The organism is Streptomyces sp. NPDC058955 (genome assembly GCF_042741435.1).
GTDB lineage: Bacteria > Actinomycetota > Actinomycetes > Streptomycetales > Streptomycetaceae > Streptomyces.
This window is the reverse complement of record NZ_JBHYKM010000001.1, coordinates 185964-209022: the sequence shown is the minus strand read 5'-3', so window position 1 is coordinate 209022 and position 23059 is coordinate 185964. Positions and strand designations below refer to the sequence as shown.

The window sequence follows — 23059 nt, the reverse complement described above, 5'->3', positions numbered from 1 at the left end:
GGGGGGCCGGGGCAGTCCTACGCCGGCGGGCCGCGGCCGCCGCGGGGGGTGGCTCGGCGGGGGACGCCGAGGGCCCGGGGGGGGGGGGCCTCCGCCCCGCCCGCCCGGCCGTAGTGCGCGTAGGTGGTCGTCCCCGGCGACTCGCCGCCCTTCGTGACGATCTTCAGGAGGTACGGCGGGCCCTCCGCGGCGATGTAGACCGTCGTCTCGCTCTCGCCGCCCCGCCGCACCAGCTTCAGCGCCTTCCGCCCGTCGACGGTGGCCGGCTCGCCCTTCCCCGAATCGTCGTCCCAGCCGTTCTCCAGACCGGCAGGGAGGTTCACGCCGGCGCAGAGCGTCAGCTCGGCCGGGGCGCCGGGGCCCCCGACGGCCGGCCGCGTCCAGCGGCCGCCGACCTTGGCGACCAGGGCCTTCAGGTCCTCCGGGCTCCGGTGCCGCTCCTGCGTGCGCAACAGCGGTTCGTCGCGGCGCAGGTACACGTCCCTTCCGTCGATCGTGATCAGGTCGACCGTGCCCGCCGTGCCGTAGGACATCGTGGCGGTGCAGTTCCCCCGCTCGTCCAGGGAGACGCGGCCCTTCACCGGCACCATCAAGGACATCCCGTCGGTGTGCACGGTCACGGACGTGGCCGACTCCGTCGCCTCGATCGCCCTGCCGAGCATCTCGGTCCGGGTCGGGCCGCCGCCCGGCGACGGACCGCAGGCGGTGGCTGAGACGGCCACGGCCACGCAGACGAGGGCGGCGGCGGGACGATGGAGTGCGGCAGGCATGGTCCCAGTGTCCCCCGGCGCCGTGCATTACCTGACGGGTAATCGACCATCCACCCCCTCGACCAGCAGGGTGATCCCACCGGGACGGCACCGCCCCGGTGGGAAGCCGCACGAGACACACAAGGGGTTCAGCATGGGTACGGGCCGACGGACGACGGTGGGCATCGCGGTGGCGGCGGCGGTCGCCGCGGGAGTGGTCGTCACCGCTCCCGCGGAGGCGGAACCCGGCGGCGTCGTGGCCGCCGCCCACGTGGACTGCCCCGAGGCACGGGCGGAGGTCGAGCGCCTCGAAGGCCGGCTCACCCCCAACACCTGCGCCTTCCTGCGGCGGCAGATCACCTTCGGCGAGATGCCCACCGGCACCCCGCCCGCCGCCGACGGGGCCGGACACCCGCGGGTCGCCGCCTACCTCGACATCTTCGACCCCGACGCCTCCCTCTGGGAGGCCGGCGGCCCCGCGCAGCGCGGCCCCGCCGTCATCGGCGCCTCCATCGCCAACTCCCTGCGCCTCGTGCCGAGCCTGCGCTACGAGGGCACCGACGTGGTCGCCGACGGCAGCACCGTCGTCTTCGGCCAGCGCAACGAGGTCACGCTCAAGGGCCGCACCGTCGTCTACCCGCAGATCGCCCGGAACGTCCTCGGCGACGACGGCCGCACGATCCAGGCCCGTCGCTACTACGACCGCGCCGTCCTCTTCCAGGACACGCTGCCCGACACCGCGCCCACGCCCCTCTTCGACGGCGTCACCGACTCCGAATCCGACTCCGGCGCCCCGGACCCGGACGCCGCGCCCGCCGCCCCCCGCCTCCGTACGGGCGAGATCCCCGCCCGACTCGCCGCCTGGAACGCCGGGGACACGAGCGCCCTCCTCGGCCGCCTGCCCGGCGCCCGCCTCGCGGGCCCCGGCCTCGACGCTCCGCTCACCACCGACGCCGGACGGCGCGCCTACCTGGAACGGCTCTTCTCCGTTGCCGACTTGCGGCTGCGGGCAGGCCAGGTCGCCGTCGGCGCCACCACCACCTACGTCGAGTGGCACGGCACCGCCACCGTCCACGACGGCACCGCGACCCGGACCGGCGTGCCCTTCGGGATCGTGGAGCGCTTCGGCCCGGACGGGGAGTGGGAGCTGTACTTCGACACGCTGCCGCTGGTCGCGGACCAGGACGAGATCCGCGAGCTGCTCCGGCAGCTGGCGTCCTAGGACGGCGACGGCGCGCCGACCCGGCGGCGGGGGCGGCCGGGGCGCGTCAGACGGGCAGGTGCCAGATCTGGTTCGAGGTGCCGTTGCAGTCCCAGATCTGCACGATGTTCCCGTTGGTCGTGTCGAAGCCCCGGATGTCCAGGCAGCGGCCGGACTTCGTGTTGACGATCGCTCCGTCGCCCCGGACGGACCACTGCTGGGCGATGTTGCCGTTGCAGGGGCCGGTGTGCACCTGGGTGCCGTTGTCGGTGCGGCCGTTCCAGATGTCCAGGCACACGCCGACGGCGCGGAGGGTGCCGTCGGCGCCGATCTTCCACCTCTGGTTGACGTTGCCGAGGCAGTCCCAGATCTGGGTGGGCGTCTTGTTGGCCATGCTGGCGCCGCGCACGTCCAGGCACTTGCCCGCCAGGCCGGTGACCTGCCCGACCGGTCCGGCCGGGACGGCGGGTCCGAACGAGACGCCGCCACTCCACCACGTGCTCGTCCCGAAGCAGCTCGCGGAGGCGGTGGTGTCGCCGACGACCCAGCCGCTCCACGCCTGTGTGAAGACGTACGAGTTGGTGGTGAAGTCCCAGCTCGCACAGGTGCCCCCGACGCTCCAGGTCTGCATCGGATCGAGGCCGGTGCACGTGGCGGACATGCCGCCCTCGGTACAGCTCCCGACACCCCCGGGGCCCGGGACGGTCGCCGCGGAGCTTGCGGCGACGGCGGGGCCCTCGGCGGCACCGGCGGGCGTCGCGGTGAGCGCGGCGGCTCCAGTGAGCAGGGCGGTGGCCAACAGTGCGGCGGTACGGCGCATCCGGAGTTCCTCACGGGGACGGGTGGTCGACCAACGTGCCCGCTGGGCAGACGTGGTGACGACGTGACGGTTGTGCGGGTCACGTGAGAGCTTCGGGTGCGCCATGGGCGCGGTCAACGACTCAGGGAGGAGATCACGCCAGCCCCGTCCACCGGAGCGTGCCCGGGAGAGCGGGCGTCCGGCCGCAGCGCAGCAGGCCGGCCGCCCGAGCGATTCGGCCGAATGCGCACCGGCAGTTTGGTCGCGACCGCCCGCCGCACCACGGCCCTCCCGAGACGGTGTCAGTGCTCGCAGAGGGAGAACTCGCGCTCGTAGAGCTGCTCGTTGTGCTCGTCCACGAAGAACTTCCGCTCTCGCATGAGCTGTTCGCGGAAGTCCCTGGCCTGGTCGAGCGTCATGGTCGAGGTGGCGGACCACGGCTGCTGCGGCGGCACGTCGGAGGTCGAGATGATCCTCTCCGACGGGTCGACGAGGAAGAACGCGAGGATCTTGCGGTGCCCCGGGCGCGTGGGGTCCGCGAGGCGGAACGAGCCGACGCGGTGCTGCAGGACGTTCGGGAAGGCCAGGCAGCGGCCCGCCGGCGTCGACGCCGATCCCAGGACCTGGTTCAGCGCGTCGTCGCTCTCCAGGCCGTAGACCTCGCGCACGCCGTTGTCGTCGCTCTGCTCGTACTCCGGATCGTCGAGTGCCGTGCGGAAGCTCAGCCGGCTCTCGGTGATGTTCTCGCTGTCCCAGTAGTAGATGCCGGTCGAGACGATCCGCTCGTTCAGCATGCCTTCGACGTGCCAGGAACCGCCGGCGTACTCGGGCTTCTCCGGGGTGAGGTGCACGGTGGCGAGCTTGACGATCACCTGGAGGCGGCGGCCGCGCAGATCGACCCGCGCAGAGGCGTCGGGCGCCGGGGGCGGGGTGAAGGCCGGGGCGTCGGGCACGACCGGGAGGCGGTTCTCCCACCAGTCGTCATAGGCCGTCACCCACGTGCGGAACGCCTTCGCGTATTCCCCCTCGTCGGCGAAGTCGGCCTTGACCGGCTCCTGCGGCGGAGCGTCGTACCACCCGTAGGGATCGGCCTCGATCCGCAGGGGCCGCGGATGGCGCAGGTCGGTGAGCACGTTCTCCAGGAGCGGGCGCATCCGCCCGAACAACTCCGGCAGGACGGCGTTCAGTTCGCGATGGGCCTCGGGGTGGACGTTGTTGACGTACGAGAGGAAGGAGACCTCGCCCTCGGCGTCGATCTCGACGTCCGTGGGCAGCCACTGGAACCTCTCCGAGAACTCGTACGCCGAGTAGTGGCTCGCCGGGTTCCGCCACGCCTCCTCGGGCGCGCCGCTCGCCTCCCTCACCAGGCAGAACAGCGAGGGATGGACCAGGTCGAGGACCTGGCCGTCGGAGCCGGGGTGCCAGTCCCTCTCCGCCTCCGGAACGTCTTCCAGGGGCCGGACCGCCTCGCGCAGCCGGGACCTGAGCCCGTCGTCGATCAGCGCGTCCGACTGCCACACCCCGTCGACGCCGGACACCTCCACGCCGGTCCGCCCGTCCCGCAGCGCGGCGTAGTGCCCGAGTTCGTCCAGTACGTAACGGACCTGAGCCTCCGTCAGGCCCTGGGCGACCGCCTCCCGCGTCCACCGGGCGACGATGTCGGCGTCGTTCCTCTTCTCGAACCACCCCGGCTTCGCCCGGACATGCGCGCTGCACTCCATCATCTGGAGCTCCCGCAGCGTCCGGGGCGTCGCGTACGGCAGGGAACGGGCCGTGTGGAAGGGCAGCGGGAAAGCGGACAGGCCGGTCAAGTCTCTTGATCCTTCGGCTCGGTGTGCGGTGGCCGGAAGAATACGTCAGACGACCGACACGACGGCCCGCGGCCCCACCGCCCCCGCCCGGCGCGCCCGAAGCGGCCCCCGCGGTCGAGGGGTGCGGCGGAGGCGGGGTCGTCAGTCGGGTCCGCTCCAGTCGAAGGGGAAGTACTTGCTCGACTTGCCGGTGCGCTCCCAGGTGAAGCCGAACGCGTCGGCGCGGTCGACGGTCGCCCGCCCCCAGGTGGCGACCTGGCCGGGCCCCACTTCGGACCCCGGCGCGTTGAGGACCTGGACGCGGGCACCCTCAGGGGTCGTCGGCCCGGTGAGCGCCTCGGCGGACGCCGTGACGCGGCCCGGGATCTCGGCCCGCCACGTGGCGAGGTCCTCGTCGACCTCCACGTGGATCGGGACCACGTCCATGCCCCGCATCTCGGGGTGGAACATCGCGCCGAACTCCGCCGGCCATCCGCCCGCCTCGCCGCCGAAGACGGCGCCGAGCGCGGCGCGCTGCTCGTCGTCGGCGCGTTCGTCGAGGAAGACCGCCGCGTACGGGCGGGTGTGCGTGCCGGCCCACGGGTTGCCCTCGAAGGAGCCCAGCATCAGGACGTTGAGGTCGTCGAGCCGGACGTCGCCGTAGTTGCCTTCCCGGATGTGCCAGACCAGTACGCCCTCGCAGTCACCGTAGGTGGGGGGCTGCGCGAACGTGCACGGGCAGGGAATGGCGCACTTGCACACGTCGAACCAGTCGCCCGTCAGGTGCCAGCGGGTGCCGGTGGTGGCCTGCTCTGTCATCTCGCTGCCTCCAGCCGAGCTCCGAGGAGCTCACTCGGAGTGGCGAGACCGCTTGTCCCGAGCCCGTTCCCGGGGTCGGAGGGACGGTCTCCCTTCCAGCTTGCACCTCATGTCACGGGGAGGGAACCGGGCCGCGTCCCATGTCGTCCATGGTCGGCATCGAGCCTTCGAGGCCCGGCAGCATCCAGTCCTGGAACGGCGCGAGCACCGCGAGCACGAGGAAGGCGACGCCGACGACACCGCTGAGGAGGACGCCGCGGGACCACAGCTTCTCCACGAAGACCACCAGGGCCAGTCCCGCCATCGCCGCCACGTTCATCACGCCGAGCGGAATGAAGACGACCATCAGTCCCGCACAGCAGCCGACGCAGTACACGCCGTGGTGGAGGCCCACCCGCAGGTCGCGCGCCGGGCGCCGGAAGCCGGCGTAACGCACCAGATGGCTCAGCGGGTCGCGGCAGTGCCGAAGGCAGACGTATTTGAGGGGGCCGAGCTGGTACAGGCCGGCGAGCAGGAAGGCGACCGCGCCGATCCAGCGGCCTGCGGTGGGGTGGTCGTCCACCAGGCCGCCCGTGAAGGCGAGGGCCGCGTAGACGAGCAGCCCGAAGGCGGTCCACACGATCAGGTAGCCGCCCACGAACTCGGCGGTGCGGAGGGTCCGGGCCCAGCCGGAGGACCGGCGGCCGATGCCCCGTACCCAGGAGAGGGCCACCGGTGCCATGGACGGCAGCATCATGGCCGCCATCATGACGACCCAGAGCAGCAGGAACAGGGGCAGCGCCATCCCCATGGTGCCGGGCTCGACGCCCATGTCCCGGGCCTGGCCGACGGTCAGCACCCACGCGGGCACCGTGATCAGGGCGACCACCACCCAGGCGGCCGCGAGACTCCGCGTGGACCGCAAGCCTCCGTCGGCTCCGGTCGGGGCGATCGGCCGGGCGGGTACGAAGGCGGAGATCCGGCTGCGGCGCATCGGCGTGCCTTCCCACGGCTGCTGCTTCCAGCACAGCACACGTCCCCCTGCGCCGCGAGCGGCCCTCGGGGACGGTCGCCCTGGCGGACGCGCGGGTAGGGGGAGGTGCGCCTGGTGCTCGCCGTGAGGTGCTCACGCCTGTCGGCGTGCGTCGATCTCCTCGATCAGGGCCTCGATGCGGGTCCGGATCTCGTCGCGGATGGGGCGGACGGCGTCGACGCCCTTGCCGGCCGGGTCCTCAAGGGCCCAGTCCAGGTACTTCTTGCCGGGGAAGACCGGGCAGGCGTCGCCGCAGCCCATGGTGATGACGTAGTCGGACGCCTGGACCGCCTCGGTGGTGAGGATCTTCGGGGCGGCCGTGGAGATGTCGACGCCGACCTCCCGCATCGCCTCGACGGCGGCCGGGTTCACCCGGTCGCCGGGGAGCGATCCGGCCGAGCGGACCTCGACGCGGTCGCCTGCGAGGTGGGAGAGGAATCCGGCGGCCATCTGGGAGCGGCCGGCGTTGTGGACGCAGACGAAGAGCACGGAGGCGAGCGGAGCGGTCATCGTTCTTCCTTGTGGGGCGGGGACGGTCCGGCTGGAGGAGCGGGGACGGTCCGGCTGGAGGAGCGGAGGTTGGTGACGGGGACGGCCCCCGGTGACATCAGGATCGGCTGATGTGAAAGTATCAGCCCATGATGACGTCAGTCGACGCTGATCTGATCCGGGTGCTGGCCGACCCGCTCAGGCTCCGGATCGTGACCCTGCTCGCCCGCGAGACGCTGTGCACCACCCACCTGGTGGAGGAGACCGGCGCCCGGCAGACCAACCTCTCCAACCACCTGAGGGTGCTGCGCGAGGCCGGAGTCGTGGACACGGAGCCCTGTGGCCGGTTCACCTACTACCGGCTGAAGCCGGACGTCATCGAGCAGCTCGCCGGGCAGTTCGCGGCACTCGCGCAGACCGCGCGTCTGACCACCGAGGCGAATGTCAAGCGGTCCTGCCCGTAGCCGTAGTCCCCGCCCCCGTGCCTCACCTGCCGAGGAGACCCCGCCCGTGACCGCCACCGAGCCCGCCGCGAGCGACGCCATGGCCACCGACCCGTCGCCGCAGCCCGCCCCCGGCGCCACCCCGCCCCGTACCCCGCTCGCCGCCCGCGCCGCCGCCGAGCTCGTCGGCACCGCCGCGCTCGTGGCGATCGTCGTCGGGTCCGGCATCCAGGCCACCGCCCTCACCGACGACGTGGCCCTGCAGCTCCTGGCCAACTCCACGGCCACCGTCCTCGGCCTCGGCGTGCTGATCGCCCTCCTCGGGCCGGTGTCCGGGGCGCACTTCAATCCGGCGGTCACCCTGGCCGAGTGGTGGACCGCCCGCCGTGGCGGCGCGGGCGTGACCGGGCGCGAGCTCGCCGTGTACCTCCCGTCGCAGACCGTCGGCGCGATCCTCGGCGCGATCCTGGCGGACGCGATGTTCGGCGAGCCGCTGGTGAAGTGGTCCACGCACGACCGCTCCGCCGGAAACCTCCTCCTCGGCGAGGTCGTGGCCACCGCCGGCCTGATCCTGCTGATCTTCGGCCTCGCCCGCACCGACCGCCTCCGCTTCGCGCCGGTCGCGGTCGCCTCGTACATCGGCGCCGCCTACTGGTTCACCTCGTCCACGTCCTTCGCCAATCCGGCGGTGACGATCGGCCGGGCGTTCACCGACACCTTCGCCGGCATCGCCCCCGGCTCGGTGCCCGCGTTCATCGGCGTGCAGCTGATCGGGACGGTCGTGGGCCTGGCCCTGGTCGCCGTGATCTTCGCGCGCGCCAGGACGGACGCGGCGGAGTGATCCGGTCCGTGGACGTGGTGGTGATCGGCGGCGGCCAGTCCGGGCTCGCCGCCGGTTACCACCTGCGCCGCCTGGGCCTGGACTGCGTCGTCCTCGACGCCCAGCCCACGCCGGGCGGCGCCTGGCAGCACACGTGGGACTCGCTCCGGCTCTTCTCGCCCGCCGCGTACTCCTCCCTCCCCGGCCGCCTGATGCCCCCGCAACCGGGCCAGACGTACCCGGACGCCGCCCATGTCGTCGCGTACCTCACCGACTACGAGCAGCGGTACGAGCTCCGCGTGCACCGGCCCGTGCGCGTGGCCGGCGTCCACCGGGACGGCGAGCGCCTGCGGGTCGACACCGACTCCGGGACGTGGCGGGCCCGTGCGGTCGTCAGCGCCACCGGGTCCTGGTCCCGCCCCTTCGTCCCGGCCGTCCCCGGACGTACGGAGTTCCAGGGCGCCCAGCTGCACACCGTGGAGTACCGGCGGGCGTCCGACTTCGCCGGACGGCGCGTGATCGTGGTGGGCGGAGGGAACTCCGGCGCCCAGATCGCCGCCGACCTCGCGCACGACACGGCCCTGACCTGGGTCACCCTCCGCGAGCCCCGCTACCTCGCCGACGACATCGACGGCCGCGCCCTCTTCGACCACGCCACCGCACGCCGCAAGGCCCTCGACGAGGGCCGCACCGACACCGGCGGCGTCGCCTCCCTGGGCGACATCGTCGCCGTCCCGCCCGTCCGCGAAGCCCGCGACGCCGGCCTCCTCAAGGCCCGGCCGATGTTCACCCGGCTCACCGCCACCGGCGTGGAATGGCCTGACGGCACGACAGCCGAAGCCGACGCGATCCTCTGGTGCACCGGCTTCCGCCCCGCCCTCTCCCACCTCGCCCCGCTCGGCCTGCGCGGTCCGCGCGGCCGCATCCCCACGGTCGGCACCCGGGCGATCGGCGAACCGCGCCTGCACCTGCTCGGCTACGGCGACTGGACCGGGCCGGCCTCCGCGACCCTCATCGGGGTCGGCCGACCGGCCCGCGACGCCGCCCGCGCGATCGCGGCGAGCCTGCGCTGACCATCCGTCGGTCGCCGGCTACGCGGCGGCCGCCTTGGTCAGCAGCTGTCCCATCGCGGCCAGCACGGCGGGCTCGACGCGGTAGTACACCCAGGTCCCGCGCCGCTCGGAGCTGAGCAGCCCGGCCTCCTTGAGCTTCTTCAGGTGGTGGGACACCGTGGGCTGGGAGACGCCGACGTCGGAGATGTCGCACACGCACGCCTCGCCGCCCTCGTGGGAGGCGACGGCGGAGAACAGCCGGAGGCGTACGGGGTCCCCGAGCGCCTTGAACATCTTCGCCGTCCGCTCGGCCTCCTCGGCGGTCAGCGGGCGCTCGGCCAAGGGCGGGCAGCAGGGAGCGGCGTCCGGCTGGAGCAGTGGCGAGGCGGAGGCATTCGACATACATCTATGTTGACACATGTCGAACCAGGTCCCCAGGGGGATTCCGGACAGGGGGGTGGGGTCGGGGGCCCCCTCGTGAATTCGATGAATGTCTATGTTGACGGGTGTCGATGCAGATGTCATGCTGGCCGCACAAGCCATCGACAAACGTCGAAGCAAAGAGGGGAACCGTCGTGAACGCCACCGTCACCGACCAGCTGCCCGTCGTGGTCATCGGGGCCGGGCCCTCGGGCCTGGCCGCCGCCGCCCATCTCGTCGAGCGCGGTCTCGAACCGCTCGTCCTGGAGGCGGGGCCGACGGCCGGCGCGGCGGTGCGCGACTGGTCGCACGTCCGGCTGTTCTCCACCTGGGGCGAGGTCACCGACCCGGCCGCCGAGAAGCTCCTGGCCCCCACCGGCTGGGTGAAGCCCGACGCGACGACGTATCCGACCGGCGGCGACTGGGCGGAGCAGTACCTCCGGCCGCTGGCCGACGTCCTCGGCGACAAGGTCCGCTTCGGCGCCACGGTCACCGGCGTCTCCCGCGCCGGCCGCGACCGGATCGTCGACGCCGACCGCGAGGACCAGCCCTTCGTCGTCCATGTCGCCCGCGCCGACGGAGGTGAAGAGCGCCTGTTCGCCCGCGCGGTGATCGACGCCTCCGGCACCTGGTCCACCCCGAGCCCGGCCGGCGCCTCCGGCCTGCCGGCCCTCGGCGAGAAGGCCGCCGCCGACCGCGTCGCGTACCGCGTCCCGGACCTCGGCGACCCGGCCGTCCGCGCCCGTTACGCGGGCAAGCGCACCGCCGTGATCGGCTCCGGCGCCTCCGCGTTCACCGCGCTCGCCTCGCTCGCCGACCTGGCCGGGTCCGAGGACGGCGAGGGAACGAAGGCGGTGTGGATCCTGCGCCGGGGCATCTCCGGCTCCACCTTCGGCGGCGGCACCGCCGACCAGCTCCCCGCCCGCGGCGCCCTCGGCCTCGCCGCCAAGGCCGCCGTCGACGCCGGCCACGCGGACGCCGTCACCGGCTTCCGCACGGAGGCGATCGAGCGCCAGGGCGAACGGCTCGTCCTCGTGGCCGAGGACGGCCGCCGCCTCGACCCGGTCGACGAGATCGTCGTCCTGACCGGCTTCCGCCCCGACCTCTCCTTCCTCGACGAACTCCGCCTCGACCTCGACGAGCGCCTTCAGGCGCCCGTGGCCCTCGCCCCGCTGATCGACCCGAACCAGCACTCCTGCGGCACCGTCTACCCGCACGGGGTGAAGGAGCTGTCCCACCCGGAGCCGGGCGTCTACCTGGTCGGCATGAAGTCCTACGGCCGCGCCCCGACCTTCCTCGCCCTCACCGGCTACGAGCAGGTCCGCTCCGTCGTCGCCGCCATCGCGGGCGACCACGAGTCCGCCGAACGCGTCGAACTCGTCCTCCCGGAGACCGGAGTCTGCGGCGGCGCCGGCCTCTTCGACCAGCCCGACGCCGACACCGCGACCGAGGCCGGAGGCTGCTGCGCCCCGGCCCCGACCCTGATCCAGCTCGGCACCGGCAGCCAGGCACCGTCCTGCGGATCGTGACACGGCCCCCCGCCCCGCCCCGTACGCGCGGGGCGGGGGCGCGGTCACGGATCGGGGTGATCGCCTGTCAGCTGTCGCTGCGTTCCAGGTCCCAGACCACGCGCTTCTCGCGGGGGCCGCGGAGCAGGCCCCGGGTCTCGGAGTGGATCGCGGCCAGGGCGTTGACGGTCCAGTAGGCCAGCGGGTAGATCGGCAGCAGGAGGCAGGCCAGGGGGAGGCGTCGGTCCAGGTGCCGGTCGACGAGCGTGGCGACGATGACCTGGATCACGGCGATGACGGCGATGCCCACGCCCCAGGCCAGCATCTCCCGGAACGCGGCGGTGTCGTCGGGGTGGAGGGCCACGTGCACGGCGGCGTACACCGTGGCGATCAGCAGCATGAGCACCCAGACGTAGGACAGCAGGGCCTCGACGGCGATCGGCCACATCGACGCGTGGCGGAGGCGGAGGAGGACCTGGCGGCCGTGGGTGCGCAGCACCTCCCCCTGGCCGCGGGACCAGCGGGTGCGCTGGGCCCAGATGGCGCGGACGGTCTGGGGGACCTCCATGCCGACCAGCGCGTTCGGTTCGAAGCCCGTCAGGTGGCCGGCCCGGAGGAGACGCCAGGTCAGTTCGATGTCCTCGGTGGCCATCGCGGGGTCGTAACCGCCGACGGCCAGGACGGCGTCGCGGCGGAAGAGGCCCAGGACGCCCGCGACCGTGCCGACCCGGCCGGCCAGGGCGTGGGTGCGGCGCATCAGGCCGATCAGGGAGGCCGTCTCCAGCATCTGCATGAACGTGATCACGCCGCGCCGGTTGGTGACGCGCGGGCTGCCGGCGATCGCGGCGTAGCGCGGGGAGCGGAGCATGCGGGCGACGAGGTACTTGACGGCGTCGGGGTGGAGGTGGGTGTCGGCGTCGGTGACCAGGACGAGGCCGTGGCGGGCCCTGCGCATGCCGTCGTTGAGGCGGTCGGCCTTGCCCAGGTTGACCCCGTCGTCGTGGACGGTGACGCGCCGGTCGCCGGCTGCGGCGGCGCGGGCGACGGCGACCGTCGCGTCCTTGGAGCCGTCGTTGAGGACCAGGATCTCCAGGCCGGGATAGTCCACCGCGCGCAGCGCCGCGACACAGCCGGCGATCACCCTCTCCTCGTTGTACGCGGGGACCAGCACGGTCACGCCGGGCCAGCCGCCGGGCGGGGTCACGAGGCCGGGCTTCTCGTCCGTGACGCGGAAGACGATGCCGCCGACCATCCACGCGGCCCCGGTGACCACGGGGTAGTAGGCGAGGAAGAGCAGGACGAGGTCAATGGGGCGCACGGTGTGTCTCCCACTCCCCGTCGCTTTCCTGCCTGCGGCGCACTGCGATGCCGCAGGCGATCATGATGCCGAAGAACACGCAGGAGCACGCCGTCACCAGGAGCAGCCGGACGAGGATCCCCGAGTGGCCGAGCAGCGCCACGGCCAGCCGGCCGGCCGCGATCCAGACGAGCCCGCCCAGCAGGAAGACCGCCCTCCAGCGCGCCGACGAGGCGGGGCGGGTGGGGGTGAACGTGGCGGACGGACGCGACGGATGCCGTGGTGCGGAGCCCAAGGGCCACCTCGTTCCGGGGAGGGTTCCGGGCCGGGAATCTCCGGTGATCCCCACGCACCATTCATGACGAGACGTGAGATCGGCGCAAATCGGGAAGCCGTCCCCGGCTCATGACCGCGTCAGCCGAACGGGGCCTCGCCCTCCCGCAGCGCCCTGAACCGGAGGGCCGACCAGTGCTCGTCGACCGCGACCTGGGCGTTGGGGCGCAGCCCGAACTCGGCGGCGATGGGCCAGAGCGTGTCCCGGTTGATGTCCGACCTGTTGCCCTTCGGGTACGCGATCCAGGCGACCGGGGCCTGCTTCAGCGCCTCGGCGTGCCGCTCCAGCAGGGCGCGGGCCGCCGCCTCGTCCTCGGCGAAGGCCAGCACCACATCGGCCTCGTCGGGCCCGGTGTCCGTGTCCGCGTCCGGCGGGATCCCGGCGACGAGCTCCAGGTACCGGAGGTCGGAGATCCACACCCGGGTGCCCGGCTTGACGAGCAGCTTCTGCGCGATCGACTTCGTGGCCATCCCCCCATGCTGCGCCAAGGACAGGCCCCCCGCCTCACCGCCCCCTTCCCTCGCCGTCCGCGTCTCGGGCCGGGCGAGCCCCGGCGGGCATTCCGTCCGGCTCGTCAAGCGCAACGACACCCGGAGAACCGTGGACGCCCGACAGCCTCGCGGCCGGCTACCGCAGCGCCTAAAGCGACTTCATCCAGAAGCCGCGCGCTACAGACCCGCGACCCACCGGAACCAGCAGTCTGTCCCTTCCACCTGGTGGCCAGAGCCGGTACACCGAAGCTCACCCACAAGCCGAGGTGCATCGTCCGGTGGTTGACGGTACTGCGCCAGCAGTGCGTTCAGTTCGTCGTAACGCGCGTTGACTCCGCCCTGGTCCAGACAGGAAGCCCCACCCCCCTGGCGCTCGTTCCAGTCGACGTAGATCGCCCACTGCTCGCGTTCCAACTCCGCCACAGCCGGGCTCGCAGGCCAGACGCGGTACTCGTCAGCCCCGTCGCCCATGTATTGGCCATAGCCGTCGAAGTAGGAGGGCTGCCCACCAAGGTCGACGAGGCCGACGCGCGGTCCGTCGTACCATTCCAACTCGACGATCACACGCCCGAAGCCATCCGCGATCAACTGCGCTTCGTCCCAGGTCTCAGCCACGCTCGCAGGCTACCGACGAGCGGCCTTCGTATCCATGGCGCTGCGGGTCAGGCCGGTGACGGGCCGGCCTTCGAGGCGGTCACGGCCGGCATCCGGATGCGATTCGTGGGGCATCTCCGGCGTCGGGGTAGCCGGGCCGTCATTCCGGCCACGTCGGCCACCGTTGTCGAGCGGTGGCGTATCAGGCTGCACTCCACCTGTCTGCCGCCCCTGTCCGGCCCGTCGCTGACCAGGCATCACGACGTTCCACAGAGCGGAGAAACGCGGTGGTTCCGGACGGGAGGCACCCCTAACATCCGCCTATGACCGTGAACATCAGGATCGCAGGCGACGAGCATGACGCAGAGGCCGAAAGGGAGCTTTCCTGGCGGGCCGGGTCCGTCGGCCTCGTGGCGCTCGACATGGACGACGCCGAGCTCCTGCACAGCTGGAGATCCGACCCCGTAGCCGCCCACCACATAGGCATCTGGCCACGCTCACTCACCGCGATGCGCGAGCGGATCGAGCGCGACATCGAAGACGACGACCGAGACGACTTCCTCATCCTCCCTCCCGACAGCGCCCCTGTCGGCCATGTCTCACTGACCAGCCAGAACATCGTCAACGGCACGGCCCAGGTCGAGCTGCTGATCGCCGCTCGCCATCGCGGCCACGGCCACGGCACCGCTGCCCTGGACGCCGTGGTGGACCTGGCCTTCGGCGAGCTCCCGATGCATCGGCTCACGGCGGAAACGCACACCGACAACGCCCCGGCGCTCGCCGTCCTTGCCAAGTCCGGTTTCACCCAGGAAGGGATCAGCCGCGCCGCCTGCCTCCACCGCGGCCGCCGCTACGACCTCGCCGTGTTCTCGCTCCTCCGCCCCGAGTGGGAAGAGCTGGCCCGTCCTCGCGCCTGGGACGCCTGACCGGTGGAGCCCTTGCCCCGAGATCGGTCCGGCCAGGCGCCCCACTCCTCGACTCACTCGCCGTCGCCCCTGTGCCGCGCGCCGGGCCGTTGGGCGTTGTTCGTTCCGCCGGGGGAGTGCTCGGGCCGGTCGGGGACGTGGTCGGTGGCCCAACTGGCCAGGATGCGCAGTGCGTCTTCGGAGTCGCTGCCCGGTTCGGCGCCGTAGGTGAAGAGGATGAGGCCGTCGGCGGGCAGGTCGAGGGATTCGTAGGCGAGGCGGAGGGTGCCGACCACGGGGTGGTGGATGACTTTGGCGCCCTGGTGGTACTGGCGGACGTCGTGGCCGGCCTGGGCGTGCAGGAGGGCGACCAGGTTGTCGGCGGCGCTTTCCCAGTCGCCCCAGAACCGGCGAGAGCGGGAGTCCAGGAATATGAACCGGCCGTGGTTGGGGGTGGCACCCCCTGCGGCTTCGATCATGGGGGAGTAGAGCGCGCGGCCGAGGGCATTGGCGGCCAGGACATCACCACGGCCGTTCAGGACGAACGCCGGACAGGCCATGGAGTCCAGGAGGCGCTGCACGTTCGGCCGCACCGCGGTGGCGGCCGGGCGGCGTCGCCCGCGTCGGCGTCCTGGACCGGCGGCGCGGGCGAGATCCTCCAGATGGGTGCGGTCGTCCTCGCTCAGCCGCAGCGCCCGCGCGAGGGCGTCGAGGACCTGGCCCGACACGCCTGACAGGTCGCCGCGCTCCAGCCGCGCGTAGTACTCGACGCTGACCCCGGCGAGCTGCGCGACCTCGGCGCGCCGCAGTCCCGGCACCCGACGCGGGCCATGGGCCGGAAGCCCCACCTGCTGCGGGCCGATCCTGGCGCGGCGGGAGGTCGGAAACTGCCGGGTCTCAGCAGCCCGGTCCGCGCGCCGATCCTGCACACGCCGGACGAGTACGGGATGGCGTACGAGGACGTCACATTCCCGTCCCTGGACGGCACCCCGCTGGAAGCGTGGTGGATCCCCTGCCCGGGCTCGGACAAGCTGGTCATCGCCAACCACCCGATGCCCATGAACCGCTACGGCTTCCCCTCGCACCTGCCCCCGTGGCAGTTCGTCCCCGGCAACACTGTTGAGGTCAACTACATGCGGGAATACCAGCACCTGCATGAGGCCGGGTACAACGTGCTGACCTACGACGCACGCAACCACGGCCAGAGCGGCGACGCCAACGGCTTCATCTTCACCTGGGGCCGGTTCGAGTCCCGTGACGTGGCCGGCTCGCTGCGGTACGCCACGTCCCGCCCCGACACGGCGACCATGAAGGTGGGCCTGCTCAGCCGCTGCATGGGCGCCAACGCCACGTTCGTGGCGATGGCCCGTCATCCGGAGCTCTTCGCGGACGTGCGCGCCCTGGTCGCCATCCAGCCGATCTCGATGCGCGCGATGGTCGAGCGCAACCTTGAGGCGATGGGGATCCCGGACCAGTTCGAGGCCGTGGACCGGGAGGTGGAGCTGAACCTCGGCTTCACCATCGACGAGGTGTCGCCGATCGAGTACGCCAAGAACTGCCAGGTGCCCACCTTCATCACCCAGGTGCGCGACGACGCGCTGACCAAGCCCTCCGACGTGCAGGCGATCTTCGACGCCGTCCCCGCGGGCGACAAGAAGCTGTTCTGGATCGAGGGCAGCACGCGACGCTGGGACGGCTACAACTGCTTCTCCGAGCACCCCGAGCAGCTGGTCGAGTGGTTCGACAAGCACGTGAGCTGAAGCCACGTCACCCTCGGCCGCCGGACGGCCCGAGGGTGACATCCCTTGCGCTTGCCGACGGGGGAAGGTTCTCACCCTGGCGCATCGACGAGCGGTTGGACTCTCTGTCCATATCTGGAATCTTCCTCTAACGTGAGGGGTGCGGTGGGCCCGCCGCACCGTGGAACCCCGTGACCGCACGTCGAGCGAGGAGCAGCCGGAGCCGCTTATGAACGCCGAACAGCACGCAGCCGTCACCGCCCCCGACCTGTACGACCGGTCCGGAAAGCGCTACTCCCTGGATGACCCCCGCTGGCGCGGCGAGGACGGCGGCCCCCTCGCCGTCAGTGCGCTGCCGGGCCTGCGTCCCGAGCAGATCGACACCGCCGAACGGTCCCTGTGGCGCTACCACGCGGCCCTGCCCGTCCCGGCGGCCCGCCGGGTGAGCCTGGGGGAAGGGTGCACGCCGATGGTTCCGCTCGACTGGGCGGGCAGGCGCGTCCACTTCAAGCTGGAGTGGTTCAACCCGACCTCCAGCTTCAAGGACCGGGGCGTGTCGGTGATGATGTCCCACCTCGCGGCGCACGGCGCCGACCGCGTACTCGAGGACAGTTCGGGCAACGGCGGCGCCGCGGTGGCCGCCTACGCCGCCGCGGCCGGCATCCACGCCAAGATCATCGTTCCCGCCGCCACCGCGGAGGCCAAGATCCTCCAGGCCCGTGCCTACGGAGCGGAGATCCAACTCGTGGGCGGCACCCGCGACGAGGTCGCGGACGAGGCGATCCGGCAGTCCGAGCGGATCCCCTACGCCAGTCACAACTGGCACCCCATGTTCATCCAGGGCACCAAGACCATCGCCTACGAGATGTGGGAGTCGCTCGGCTTCACCGCGCCCGACAACGTGGTCCTCGTGGCCGGGGCCGGCAGCAACGTCATCGGGTGCGACCTCGCCTTCGGCGAGTTGCTCGACGCGGGCCAGATCGACAGGCGCCCGCGCCTGTTCGTCGGGCAGCCGGAGCACTGGGCGACCATCGCCGACACGTTCAACGGCGTCGACCCGGCCCGGCGCGGCGAGCGCGTGCCGACGATCGCCGAGGGCGCGTCCATCGCCCACCCGGTCCGACTGCCCGAAGCGGTGGCGGCCATCCACCGCTCCGGCGGCGCCGCCTACGCCGTCCCCGAGACGGAGATCCACGCCGCGGTCCGCGCACTGAGCGCGCGGGGCCTGTACGCCGAGCCGACCAGCAGCGTCGCCGCGGCGACGCTCGATCACTTCATCGCGACCGGAGAGATCGCCCCGGGCGAGACGACCGTCGTCGTGCTCACCGGCGCGGGGCTGAAGTCCGCGGAGACGATGGCGGCGGTGTTCGCCGGGTACGGTGCGGGCCCTCGCGGATCGGGCAGCGCCCGATGACCCGCCCCACCGGCCGGGCGGACGACGACCGCGCGGCCCGGCCCGCCGTACCGGAAGCCGAGCACCACGCACCGCAGGCCACGTCCCCTGGACCGGATGACGCACACCTCGTATCGGACGACGAGCACCTGGTACCGGACGACGAGCACCTCGTACGGGTAGCCGAGCGCATCGCCGTCGCCATCGGGCGGATGTTCCCCGGGCTGTGCGAGGTCGTCCTGCACGATCTGCGCCGGCCCGACAGCGCCATCCGCGTCATCGAGAACAACCTGTCCGGTCGGCAGATCGGCGATCCCGCCACCGAACTGGGCCTGAGCCGCATCGCGAACCCCGACTACCCAAGCGTCATCCAGAACTACAGCAACCGGTTCCCCGACGGACGCCCGGCCAAGAGCACCTCGATCGGCATCAAGAACGCCGAGGGACGCTACGTCGCGGCCCTGTGCCTGAACCTGGACGTCAGCACGCTGTCGCCGCTGGCCCTGACCCTGGCCAACCTCGTCGCCACGGATGTCGAACACCAGGGCGAGGCACTGGAGACCCTGCGCGACCGCACCGGACGCGAACTCCGGTCGGCCATCGACGCGTTCGCGGCCGAGCGCTCCAGCACGCCGCGTGGCCTCAGCCGTGACCAGAAGCGCGAACTGGTGCATCGGCTGCACCGGGAGGGCTTCTTCGAGACCCGCAGTTCCGCACAGCTCATCGCCGACCAGCTCGGCGTCTCCCGGGCGACCGTCTACAACTACACGAAGCAGCCGTAGCGACAACCGCCCCAGAACTGCCGTGACTTCCCCCAGGAGAACTTCCATGACCGACTCCCCGTCCCACCGGACGGCCGGCGCCGGCGACATCCGCCTGGCCGACAGCACCGCCATGATCGTCCCGCTCGGTCACTACTCGCACGTCGCGGTCCACAACGGCGTCGCCCACGTGTCCGGTCAGCTCCCGCTGCACGCGGACGGCACCCCCGCGGCGCAGGAGCCGTTCGACACCCAGGTGCGGATGGTCCTGCACAACCTCGACAACTGCCTGGCCGCGGCCGGCACGGACCGCGACCACCTGATCTCCGTGACCGTCTACGTCACCGACATCGCCCAGTGGCCCGCGTTCGACGCGATCTACGCCGCATGGCTCGGCCCCCACCGGCCCGCCCGCGCGGTCGCCGGCGTGAGCAGCCTGCACTACGGTGCCGCCGTCGAGGTCCAGGCCACCGCGGCCGTGGGCACGGGCGGCAGGTGAGGCGGAACGCCTGAACCGCACCCTGCCCGACGCAGGGGCCGCGGGCCCACGGACGCCCGTACTCCGCCTAGGGAAGGGCCTGCGCGCACCAGATCGTCTTGCCGCGGCTGGTGTGCCGGGTGCCCCATCCCTGGGTGAGCTGGGCGACGAGCAGCAGGCCCCGGCCTCCCTCGTCGAACATGCGGGCCCGGCGCAGGTGCGGAGCGGTGTTGCTGGAGTCGGAGACCTCGCAGATGAGGGACGTGTCGCGGATCAGCCGCAGCCTGATCGGCGGCTCGCCGTACCGGATGGCGTTGGTGACCAGCTCGCTGACGACCAGTTCGGTGATGAACGACGCCTCCTCCAGGCCCCAGGCGTCCACCCGTTCGGCGGCGAACGTCCTGGCGCGCGACACCTGCGAGGGGTCGGGGTCGACGTCCAGGTCGGCGACGTGATGGGGGTCCAGGGCGCGCGTGCGGGCGAGCAGCAGGGCGGCGTCGTCGGTGCGGCGGGCGGGGAGCATGGCCGCCAGCACCGTGTCGCACAGCGCTTCCAGCGACGTGGCCGAGGGGTTCAGGATCTCCCGCAGTTCGGTGAGGCCCTCGTCGACCTCGCGCTCCCGGCTCTCCACCAGGCCGTCCGTGTAGAGGGCGAGCAGGCTGCCCTCGGGAAGGTCGAGCTCCGTGACCTCGAAGGGCAGCCCGCCGATCCCGAGCGGCGGTCCCGGCCGTGCGGCCACCGGTGTCCCGGTGCCGTCGGGAGAGACGATCACCGGCATGGGATGGCCGGCGCTCGCCAGCGTGAGGCGCCGGGTGACGGGGTCGTAGACGGTGTACAGGCAGGTGGCACCGGACTCGCCGCTCATCTGGACGTGGTCGGCGGGCTGGAGGTCGCCGGAGAGGTGGAGGACGAGGTCGTCCAGGTGGGTCAGCAGTTCGTCCGGCGGCAGGTCGACGTCGGCGAGGGTGCGGACCGCCGTGCGCAGCCGGCCCATGCTGGCCGCGGCGTGCAGGCCGTGGCCGACGACGTCGCCGACGACCAGGGCGACCCGGGCGCCGGACAGCGGAACGACGTCGAACCAGTCGCCGCCCACTTCCGCGTCGGCCCCGCCGGGCAGGTAGCGGGAGGCCACCTCGACGGCCTCCTGGTTCGGCAGGCCCTGCGGCAGCAGGCTGCGCTGCAGGGTGAGGGCCGTCGTGCGCTCGCGCGCGTACCGGCGGGCGTTGTCGATGGCGACGGCCGCCTTGGCGGTCATCTCCTCGGCGAGGATCAGGTCGTCGGCGGTGAACGCCTCGGGCCGGTCGAGGCGGGAGAAGGCCACGACCCCGAGCAGGGTGCCGCGCGCCCGGAGCGGCACGGTGATCCGGCCGGTCAGCCCGTCGGCGGCGAGGGACGCGTCGATCACCGGGTTCCCCGGCGGCCAGTGGGCGGGGTCGGCGGCGAGCCCGGGCCCGAAGGCCCATTCGCCGCCTTCGCCGCCTTCGCCGGGTTCGGCGGCGAGCTCGACCGTGGACGCGCCGGTGGCCAGGCAGCGGGCGGCGACAGAGGCGGGAGGGTGGCTGACCGGCGCGGTGTGCCCGGGAGCCCCCGTGGTGTCCTCCTTCACGCCGTGCCGGGCGGCACGGCTGAGCACGACGGTCCCGCCGGACGTGAACGCGGAGACGGTGGGCGGTTCCTCTCCGCGCAGCACCTCGTCGAACAGGTCGACGGTGACGAGGTCCGTGAACCCCGGCACCGGTGTCCTGGCCAGCTCCTGGGCCGTGCCGATCACGTCGAGCGTCCGGCCGATGCCGCCGCTGGCCTCGTTGAGCATGAGCAGGCGCTGCCGGGCCCAGTACTCGGCGCTCATGTCGAATCCCCAGTTGGCGACCGCGCGGACCCGGCCCTCGCCGTCCCGGACGGGCCAGATGCTGGTGGCCCAGGCGTTGGAGTAGTTGCTGCCGAGCGGGCGGAAGACGGTGATGAGACGGGCGGGTTCGCCGGTCCTCGCCACCTCGGCGAGCCGGTCGGTGTAGGGCTTGTCGTCCCTCTCGGGGAAGAGGGAGCGGTCGAACTCGGGAAGCACCTCGCGGTACTTCCTGCCGAGCACCTGCTCCTCGGAGTGCGCGATCACGCGGCCCGAGGAGGCGTTGATCCACAGGAAGCGCAGGTCGGTGTCGTAGACGCCGAGGGCGAAGGGGCACTGCTCGAAGGCCCGGTCGGCGATCACCGGGCGGCGTCCCCAGCGCTGGACGGTCATCGCGTGGCCCAGCGGCCGCCCGCCGGGGCCGAACAGCGGGTGGGCCTCCACCACCGCGTCCACCGTGGAACCGTCCCGGTGGCGCAGGGCGACGAACCCCGTGGGATCGGGGTCGGCGCCGTGGCCCTCGGGGAAGCCGGGTGGTGGGGGATCGACCAGCAGGTCGGTCACGGGCCGCCCCACGGCCTCCTCCGCCGTCCAGCCCAGCAGCAGCCGTCCGCCCTCGCTCCAGCCGCTCACCACACCGTCCGGGTCGATCACGACGGCGGCCGTCGGGGCGTCCTGCTGGGGAGCCATGTCCACGCGCCACGCCTCCGTCCGGACGGCGGTGCTCGCCGGGACCGGTGTCCGGCGGCCGATTCCAGCCCGGGCCCGCTGATTCCCGCCTGGGTCCGCTGATTCCAGCCTGGGCCCGCTGATTCCAGCCTAGGTCCGCGCCGTCCGCCGCGCCGCCCCGGTCGCGGTTCGCGGCGGTCCGTACGCGCAACGTGGCCGTCGCCTCCGCCGTGCGCGGCGGTGACGGGGCTCAGTGCGGGGCGAACTGGACGCGGGTCGGCTGGACGACGTCCGGCTTCACCGCGATCCCGTCGACCGTGAGCCGTTCCCCGTAGATGTCGGTGATCCTGATCGAGCCGCCGCATCCGCCGCCGTCGGCGGAGAGGAAGTAGTTGTACGCGGTACGGGGCAGCTGCCGCCAGCCCTGTGGGGTGCGGACCTCCAGCCGTTCGACCGGATTGCGATGGCCGATGACCTGGATCCCGCACCAGTGGGGGCTGGAGCCGGTCTTGTACCGGAGGGAGAGCGGGCCGAGCGTGCCGGGGCTCAGCAGGCTCCAGGTGACCGGGAGCCTGCCGACCTTGAGGTCCGCCAGCGCGGCGAACGCCTGCTCGCTGAGGTCGAGCTGCCCCGGCGCGCAGGGCAGCGGGCACTCGTTGGTGATCCGGACCGTGACCGAGGCGCCGTTGGCGGCGCGGACGAGCACGTACGCGCCGCAGGCCCGGGACGTCTCGTAGTCGGTGGTGTTCATCGCGGCGACCATGAGGTCGTCGCTGGGCCCGAACAGGCAGGCGCCGTTCCCGTCCGCGGCCTTGTACGCGGTCGCGACCCCCTGGTAGGTGCGCCGGGGCTGGATGCGCCCCGTCCGCGGCGCCCCGCCGCCGGTCGTCTGCGGGCGGACCGTCGGAGCGGGCTTCGCCGTCGAGGTGGCCGTGCCCCGGATCGGAGCCGAGGCCGAGGCCGAGGATCTCGCTGACGCGGACGCGGAGGTCGTCGGCGTCCGAGTGGCGCGGGTCGGGGGCGCGGAAGCGGTCGGGGGAGTGCGCGTGGGCGAGGCCGACTCGGTGCCGGCGACGGGGGCCAGGGTCGTGGCCGCCCCCACGTCCGCCGCGGGGCCGGGCCGCAGCGCCAGCACCAGGAGGACGAGGGCGCCCGCGGCCGCCGTCGCCGCCACCGCGCTCCACCTCAGTCCGTGTCCTCGTTCACGCCTGTGCCGCCGCTGCCGCGTCGCCTGTCGTGCTGTCCGCATGCCGTCCGTCCGGAGATCGTGCCGATGGTGCACTCCTCTGGTTGCCGCCGGAGGCCGAAGGGTTGCCGGGGACTTCGGAGCCGGAGCCGATCCGTTCGCGCGCGGGCCGTGACCGGCGGTGCGGATGCCCGATGGAAGAGGGGACCGTGGCGTGACGCGGACTCGGCGCTTGCCGCTCGGGCGAGGTCGGTCCTGTGGGCC

General features: G+C 72.7%; 24 protein-coding genes. 10 read left to right on the top strand and 14 right to left on the bottom strand.

Annotated features, from left to right (window positions below; translation table 11 throughout):
- Positions 1-17: 17 nt before the first annotated feature.
- Positions 18-770 (bottom strand): hypothetical protein, encoded by a 753-nt coding sequence (locus ACFW1I_RS00930; RefSeq protein ID WP_384664802.1) that lies wholly within the window; start codon positions 768-770, stop codon positions 18-20.
- Between the two features lie 133 nt (positions 771-903).
- On the opposite strand from ACFW1I_RS00930, the gene ACFW1I_RS00925 reads away from it, so the two are divergent.
- A complete protein-coding gene (locus tag ACFW1I_RS00925) occupies positions 904-1971 on the top strand; it encodes a nuclear transport factor 2 family protein (protein ID WP_384664800.1) in 1068 nt (355 codons plus the stop codon).
- A 46-nt stretch (positions 1972-2017) separates the two neighbouring features.
- Here the strand turns inward: ACFW1I_RS00925 and ACFW1I_RS00920 are convergent, their stop codons facing one another.
- From ACFW1I_RS00920 to ACFW1I_RS00900, 5 genes are all read right to left on the bottom strand, one after another.
- Positions 2018-2770: a ricin-type beta-trefoil lectin domain protein gene (locus ACFW1I_RS00920; protein WP_384664798.1), complete on the bottom strand. Its 753-nt coding sequence runs from the start codon at positions 2768-2770 to the stop codon at positions 2018-2020.
- 281 nt (positions 2771-3051) lie between these two features.
- On the bottom strand, positions 3052-4560 hold the full coding sequence (locus tag ACFW1I_RS00915) for a DUF4246 domain-containing protein (RefSeq protein ID WP_384664796.1): 1509 nt from the start codon (positions 4558-4560) through the stop codon (positions 3052-3054).
- Between the two features lie 141 nt (positions 4561-4701).
- Entirely contained in the window at positions 4702-5358 is a 657-nt protein-coding gene (locus tag ACFW1I_RS00910; RefSeq protein WP_384664794.1) for a DUF1326 domain-containing protein, read from the bottom strand.
- A 112-nt stretch (positions 5359-5470) separates the two neighbouring features.
- Complete coding sequence (locus tag ACFW1I_RS00905) at positions 5471-6331, bottom strand: DUF2182 domain-containing protein (RefSeq protein ID WP_384664878.1); 861 nt, start codon at positions 6329-6331, stop codon at positions 5471-5473.
- Between the two features lie 132 nt (positions 6332-6463).
- Positions 6464-6880 carry an arsenate reductase ArsC gene (locus ACFW1I_RS00900; RefSeq protein WP_384664792.1) on the bottom strand — a complete coding sequence of 139 codons (417 nt, stop codon included), beginning with the start codon at positions 6878-6880 and terminating at the stop codon, positions 6464-6466.
- A 128-nt stretch (positions 6881-7008) separates the two neighbouring features.
- Between ACFW1I_RS00900 and ACFW1I_RS00895 the strand changes: the two genes are divergently transcribed.
- From ACFW1I_RS00895 to ACFW1I_RS00885, 3 genes are read left to right on the top strand one after another with little or no spacing between them, the layout of a single operon-like run.
- Entirely contained in the window at positions 7009-7323 is a 315-nt protein-coding gene (locus ACFW1I_RS00895; RefSeq protein ID WP_384664790.1) for an ArsR/SmtB family transcription factor, read from the top strand.
- Positions 7324-7369: 46 nt separating this feature from the next.
- Positions 7370-8143, top strand: coding sequence for an aquaporin (locus ACFW1I_RS00890; protein WP_384664789.1), 774 nt, complete (start codon positions 7370-7372; stop codon positions 8141-8143).
- Positions 8140-9195, top strand: coding sequence for an ArsO family NAD(P)H-dependent flavin-containing monooxygenase (locus ACFW1I_RS00885; RefSeq protein WP_384664787.1), 1056 nt, complete (start codon positions 8140-8142; stop codon positions 9193-9195). The genes ACFW1I_RS00890 and ACFW1I_RS00885 overlap by 4 nt, the downstream gene beginning before the upstream one ends.
- Before the next feature lie 18 nt (positions 9196-9213).
- On the opposite strand, the gene ACFW1I_RS00880 is transcribed toward ACFW1I_RS00885, so the two are convergent.
- Positions 9214-9576 carry an ArsR/SmtB family transcription factor gene (locus ACFW1I_RS00880; RefSeq protein ID WP_384664785.1) on the bottom strand — a complete coding sequence of 121 codons (363 nt, stop codon included), beginning with the start codon at positions 9574-9576 and terminating at the stop codon, positions 9214-9216.
- 173 nt (positions 9577-9749) lie between these two features.
- Here ACFW1I_RS00880 and ACFW1I_RS00875 point away from each other — a divergent pair, with 173 nt between their 5' ends.
- Entirely contained in the window at positions 9750-11123 is a 1374-nt protein-coding gene (locus ACFW1I_RS00875) for an NAD(P)-binding domain-containing protein (RefSeq protein WP_384664783.1), read from the top strand.
- 67 nt (positions 11124-11190) lie between these two features.
- Here ACFW1I_RS00875 and ACFW1I_RS00870 read toward each other — a convergent pair whose 3' ends face one another.
- From ACFW1I_RS00870 to ACFW1I_RS00855, 4 genes are all read right to left on the bottom strand, one after another.
- Positions 11191-12420, bottom strand: a complete 1230-nt coding sequence (locus ACFW1I_RS00870; RefSeq protein WP_384664781.1) for a glycosyltransferase — start codon at positions 12418-12420, stop codon at positions 11191-11193.
- Positions 12407-12694, bottom strand: a complete 288-nt coding sequence (locus ACFW1I_RS00865) for a hypothetical protein (RefSeq protein WP_384664780.1) — start codon at positions 12692-12694, stop codon at positions 12407-12409. The genes ACFW1I_RS00870 and ACFW1I_RS00865 overlap by 14 nt, the downstream gene beginning before the upstream one ends.
- Before the next feature lie 119 nt (positions 12695-12813).
- The gene (locus ACFW1I_RS00860; RefSeq protein WP_384664778.1) at positions 12814-13203 is read right to left on the bottom strand and encodes a hypothetical protein; all 390 of its coding nucleotides are present in this window, start codon (positions 13201-13203) and stop codon (positions 12814-12816) included.
- Between the two features lie 198 nt (positions 13204-13401).
- The gene (locus tag ACFW1I_RS00855; RefSeq protein WP_384664776.1) at positions 13402-13839 is read right to left on the bottom strand and encodes a hypothetical protein; all 438 of its coding nucleotides are present in this window, start codon (positions 13837-13839) and stop codon (positions 13402-13404) included.
- Positions 13840-14141: 302 nt separating this feature from the next.
- Between ACFW1I_RS00855 and ACFW1I_RS00850 the strand changes: the two genes are divergently transcribed.
- Complete coding sequence (locus ACFW1I_RS00850) at positions 14142-14744, top strand: GNAT family N-acetyltransferase (RefSeq protein WP_384664774.1); 603 nt, start codon at positions 14142-14144, stop codon at positions 14742-14744.
- 53 nt (positions 14745-14797) lie between these two features.
- Here the strand turns inward: ACFW1I_RS00850 and ACFW1I_RS00845 are convergent, their stop codons facing one another.
- A complete protein-coding gene (locus ACFW1I_RS00845) occupies positions 14798-15652 on the bottom strand; it encodes a helix-turn-helix domain-containing protein (RefSeq protein ID WP_384664772.1) in 855 nt (284 codons plus the stop codon).
- Here ACFW1I_RS00845 and ACFW1I_RS00840 point away from each other — a divergent pair.
- The 4 genes from ACFW1I_RS00840 to ACFW1I_RS00825 all read left to right on the top strand — a co-directional run bounded on the left by ACFW1I_RS00840 (position 15554) and on the right by ACFW1I_RS00825 (position 19115).
- Positions 15554-16483 (top strand): alpha/beta hydrolase family protein, encoded by a 930-nt coding sequence (locus ACFW1I_RS00840; RefSeq protein WP_384664881.1) that lies wholly within the window; start codon positions 15554-15556, stop codon positions 16481-16483. The two genes, ACFW1I_RS00845 and ACFW1I_RS00840, sit on opposite strands and share 99 nt — an antisense overlap.
- Before the next feature lie 208 nt (positions 16484-16691).
- Positions 16692-17876: a pyridoxal-phosphate dependent enzyme gene (locus ACFW1I_RS00835; protein ID WP_384664771.1), complete on the top strand. Its 1185-nt coding sequence runs from the start codon at positions 16692-16694 to the stop codon at positions 17874-17876.
- The gene (locus ACFW1I_RS00830; protein ID WP_384664769.1) at positions 17873-18637 is read left to right on the top strand and encodes a transcriptional regulator; all 765 of its coding nucleotides are present in this window, start codon (positions 17873-17875) and stop codon (positions 18635-18637) included. Before ACFW1I_RS00835 ends, ACFW1I_RS00830 begins: the two co-directional genes overlap by 4 nt.
- Before the next feature lie 46 nt (positions 18638-18683).
- Complete coding sequence (locus ACFW1I_RS00825) at positions 18684-19115, top strand: RidA family protein (RefSeq protein WP_384664767.1); 432 nt, start codon at positions 18684-18686, stop codon at positions 19113-19115.
- A 67-nt stretch (positions 19116-19182) separates the two neighbouring features.
- On the opposite strand, the gene ACFW1I_RS00820 is transcribed toward ACFW1I_RS00825, so the two are convergent.
- Complete coding sequence (locus ACFW1I_RS00820) at positions 19183-21630, bottom strand: SpoIIE family protein phosphatase (protein WP_384664876.1); 2448 nt, start codon at positions 21628-21630, stop codon at positions 19183-19185.
- Positions 21631-21859: 229 nt separating this feature from the next.
- Positions 21860-22858 (bottom strand): expansin EXLX1 family cellulose-binding protein, encoded by a 999-nt coding sequence (locus ACFW1I_RS00815; protein WP_384664765.1) that lies wholly within the window; start codon positions 22856-22858, stop codon positions 21860-21862.
- Between the last annotated feature and the right edge of the window lie 201 nt (positions 22859-23059).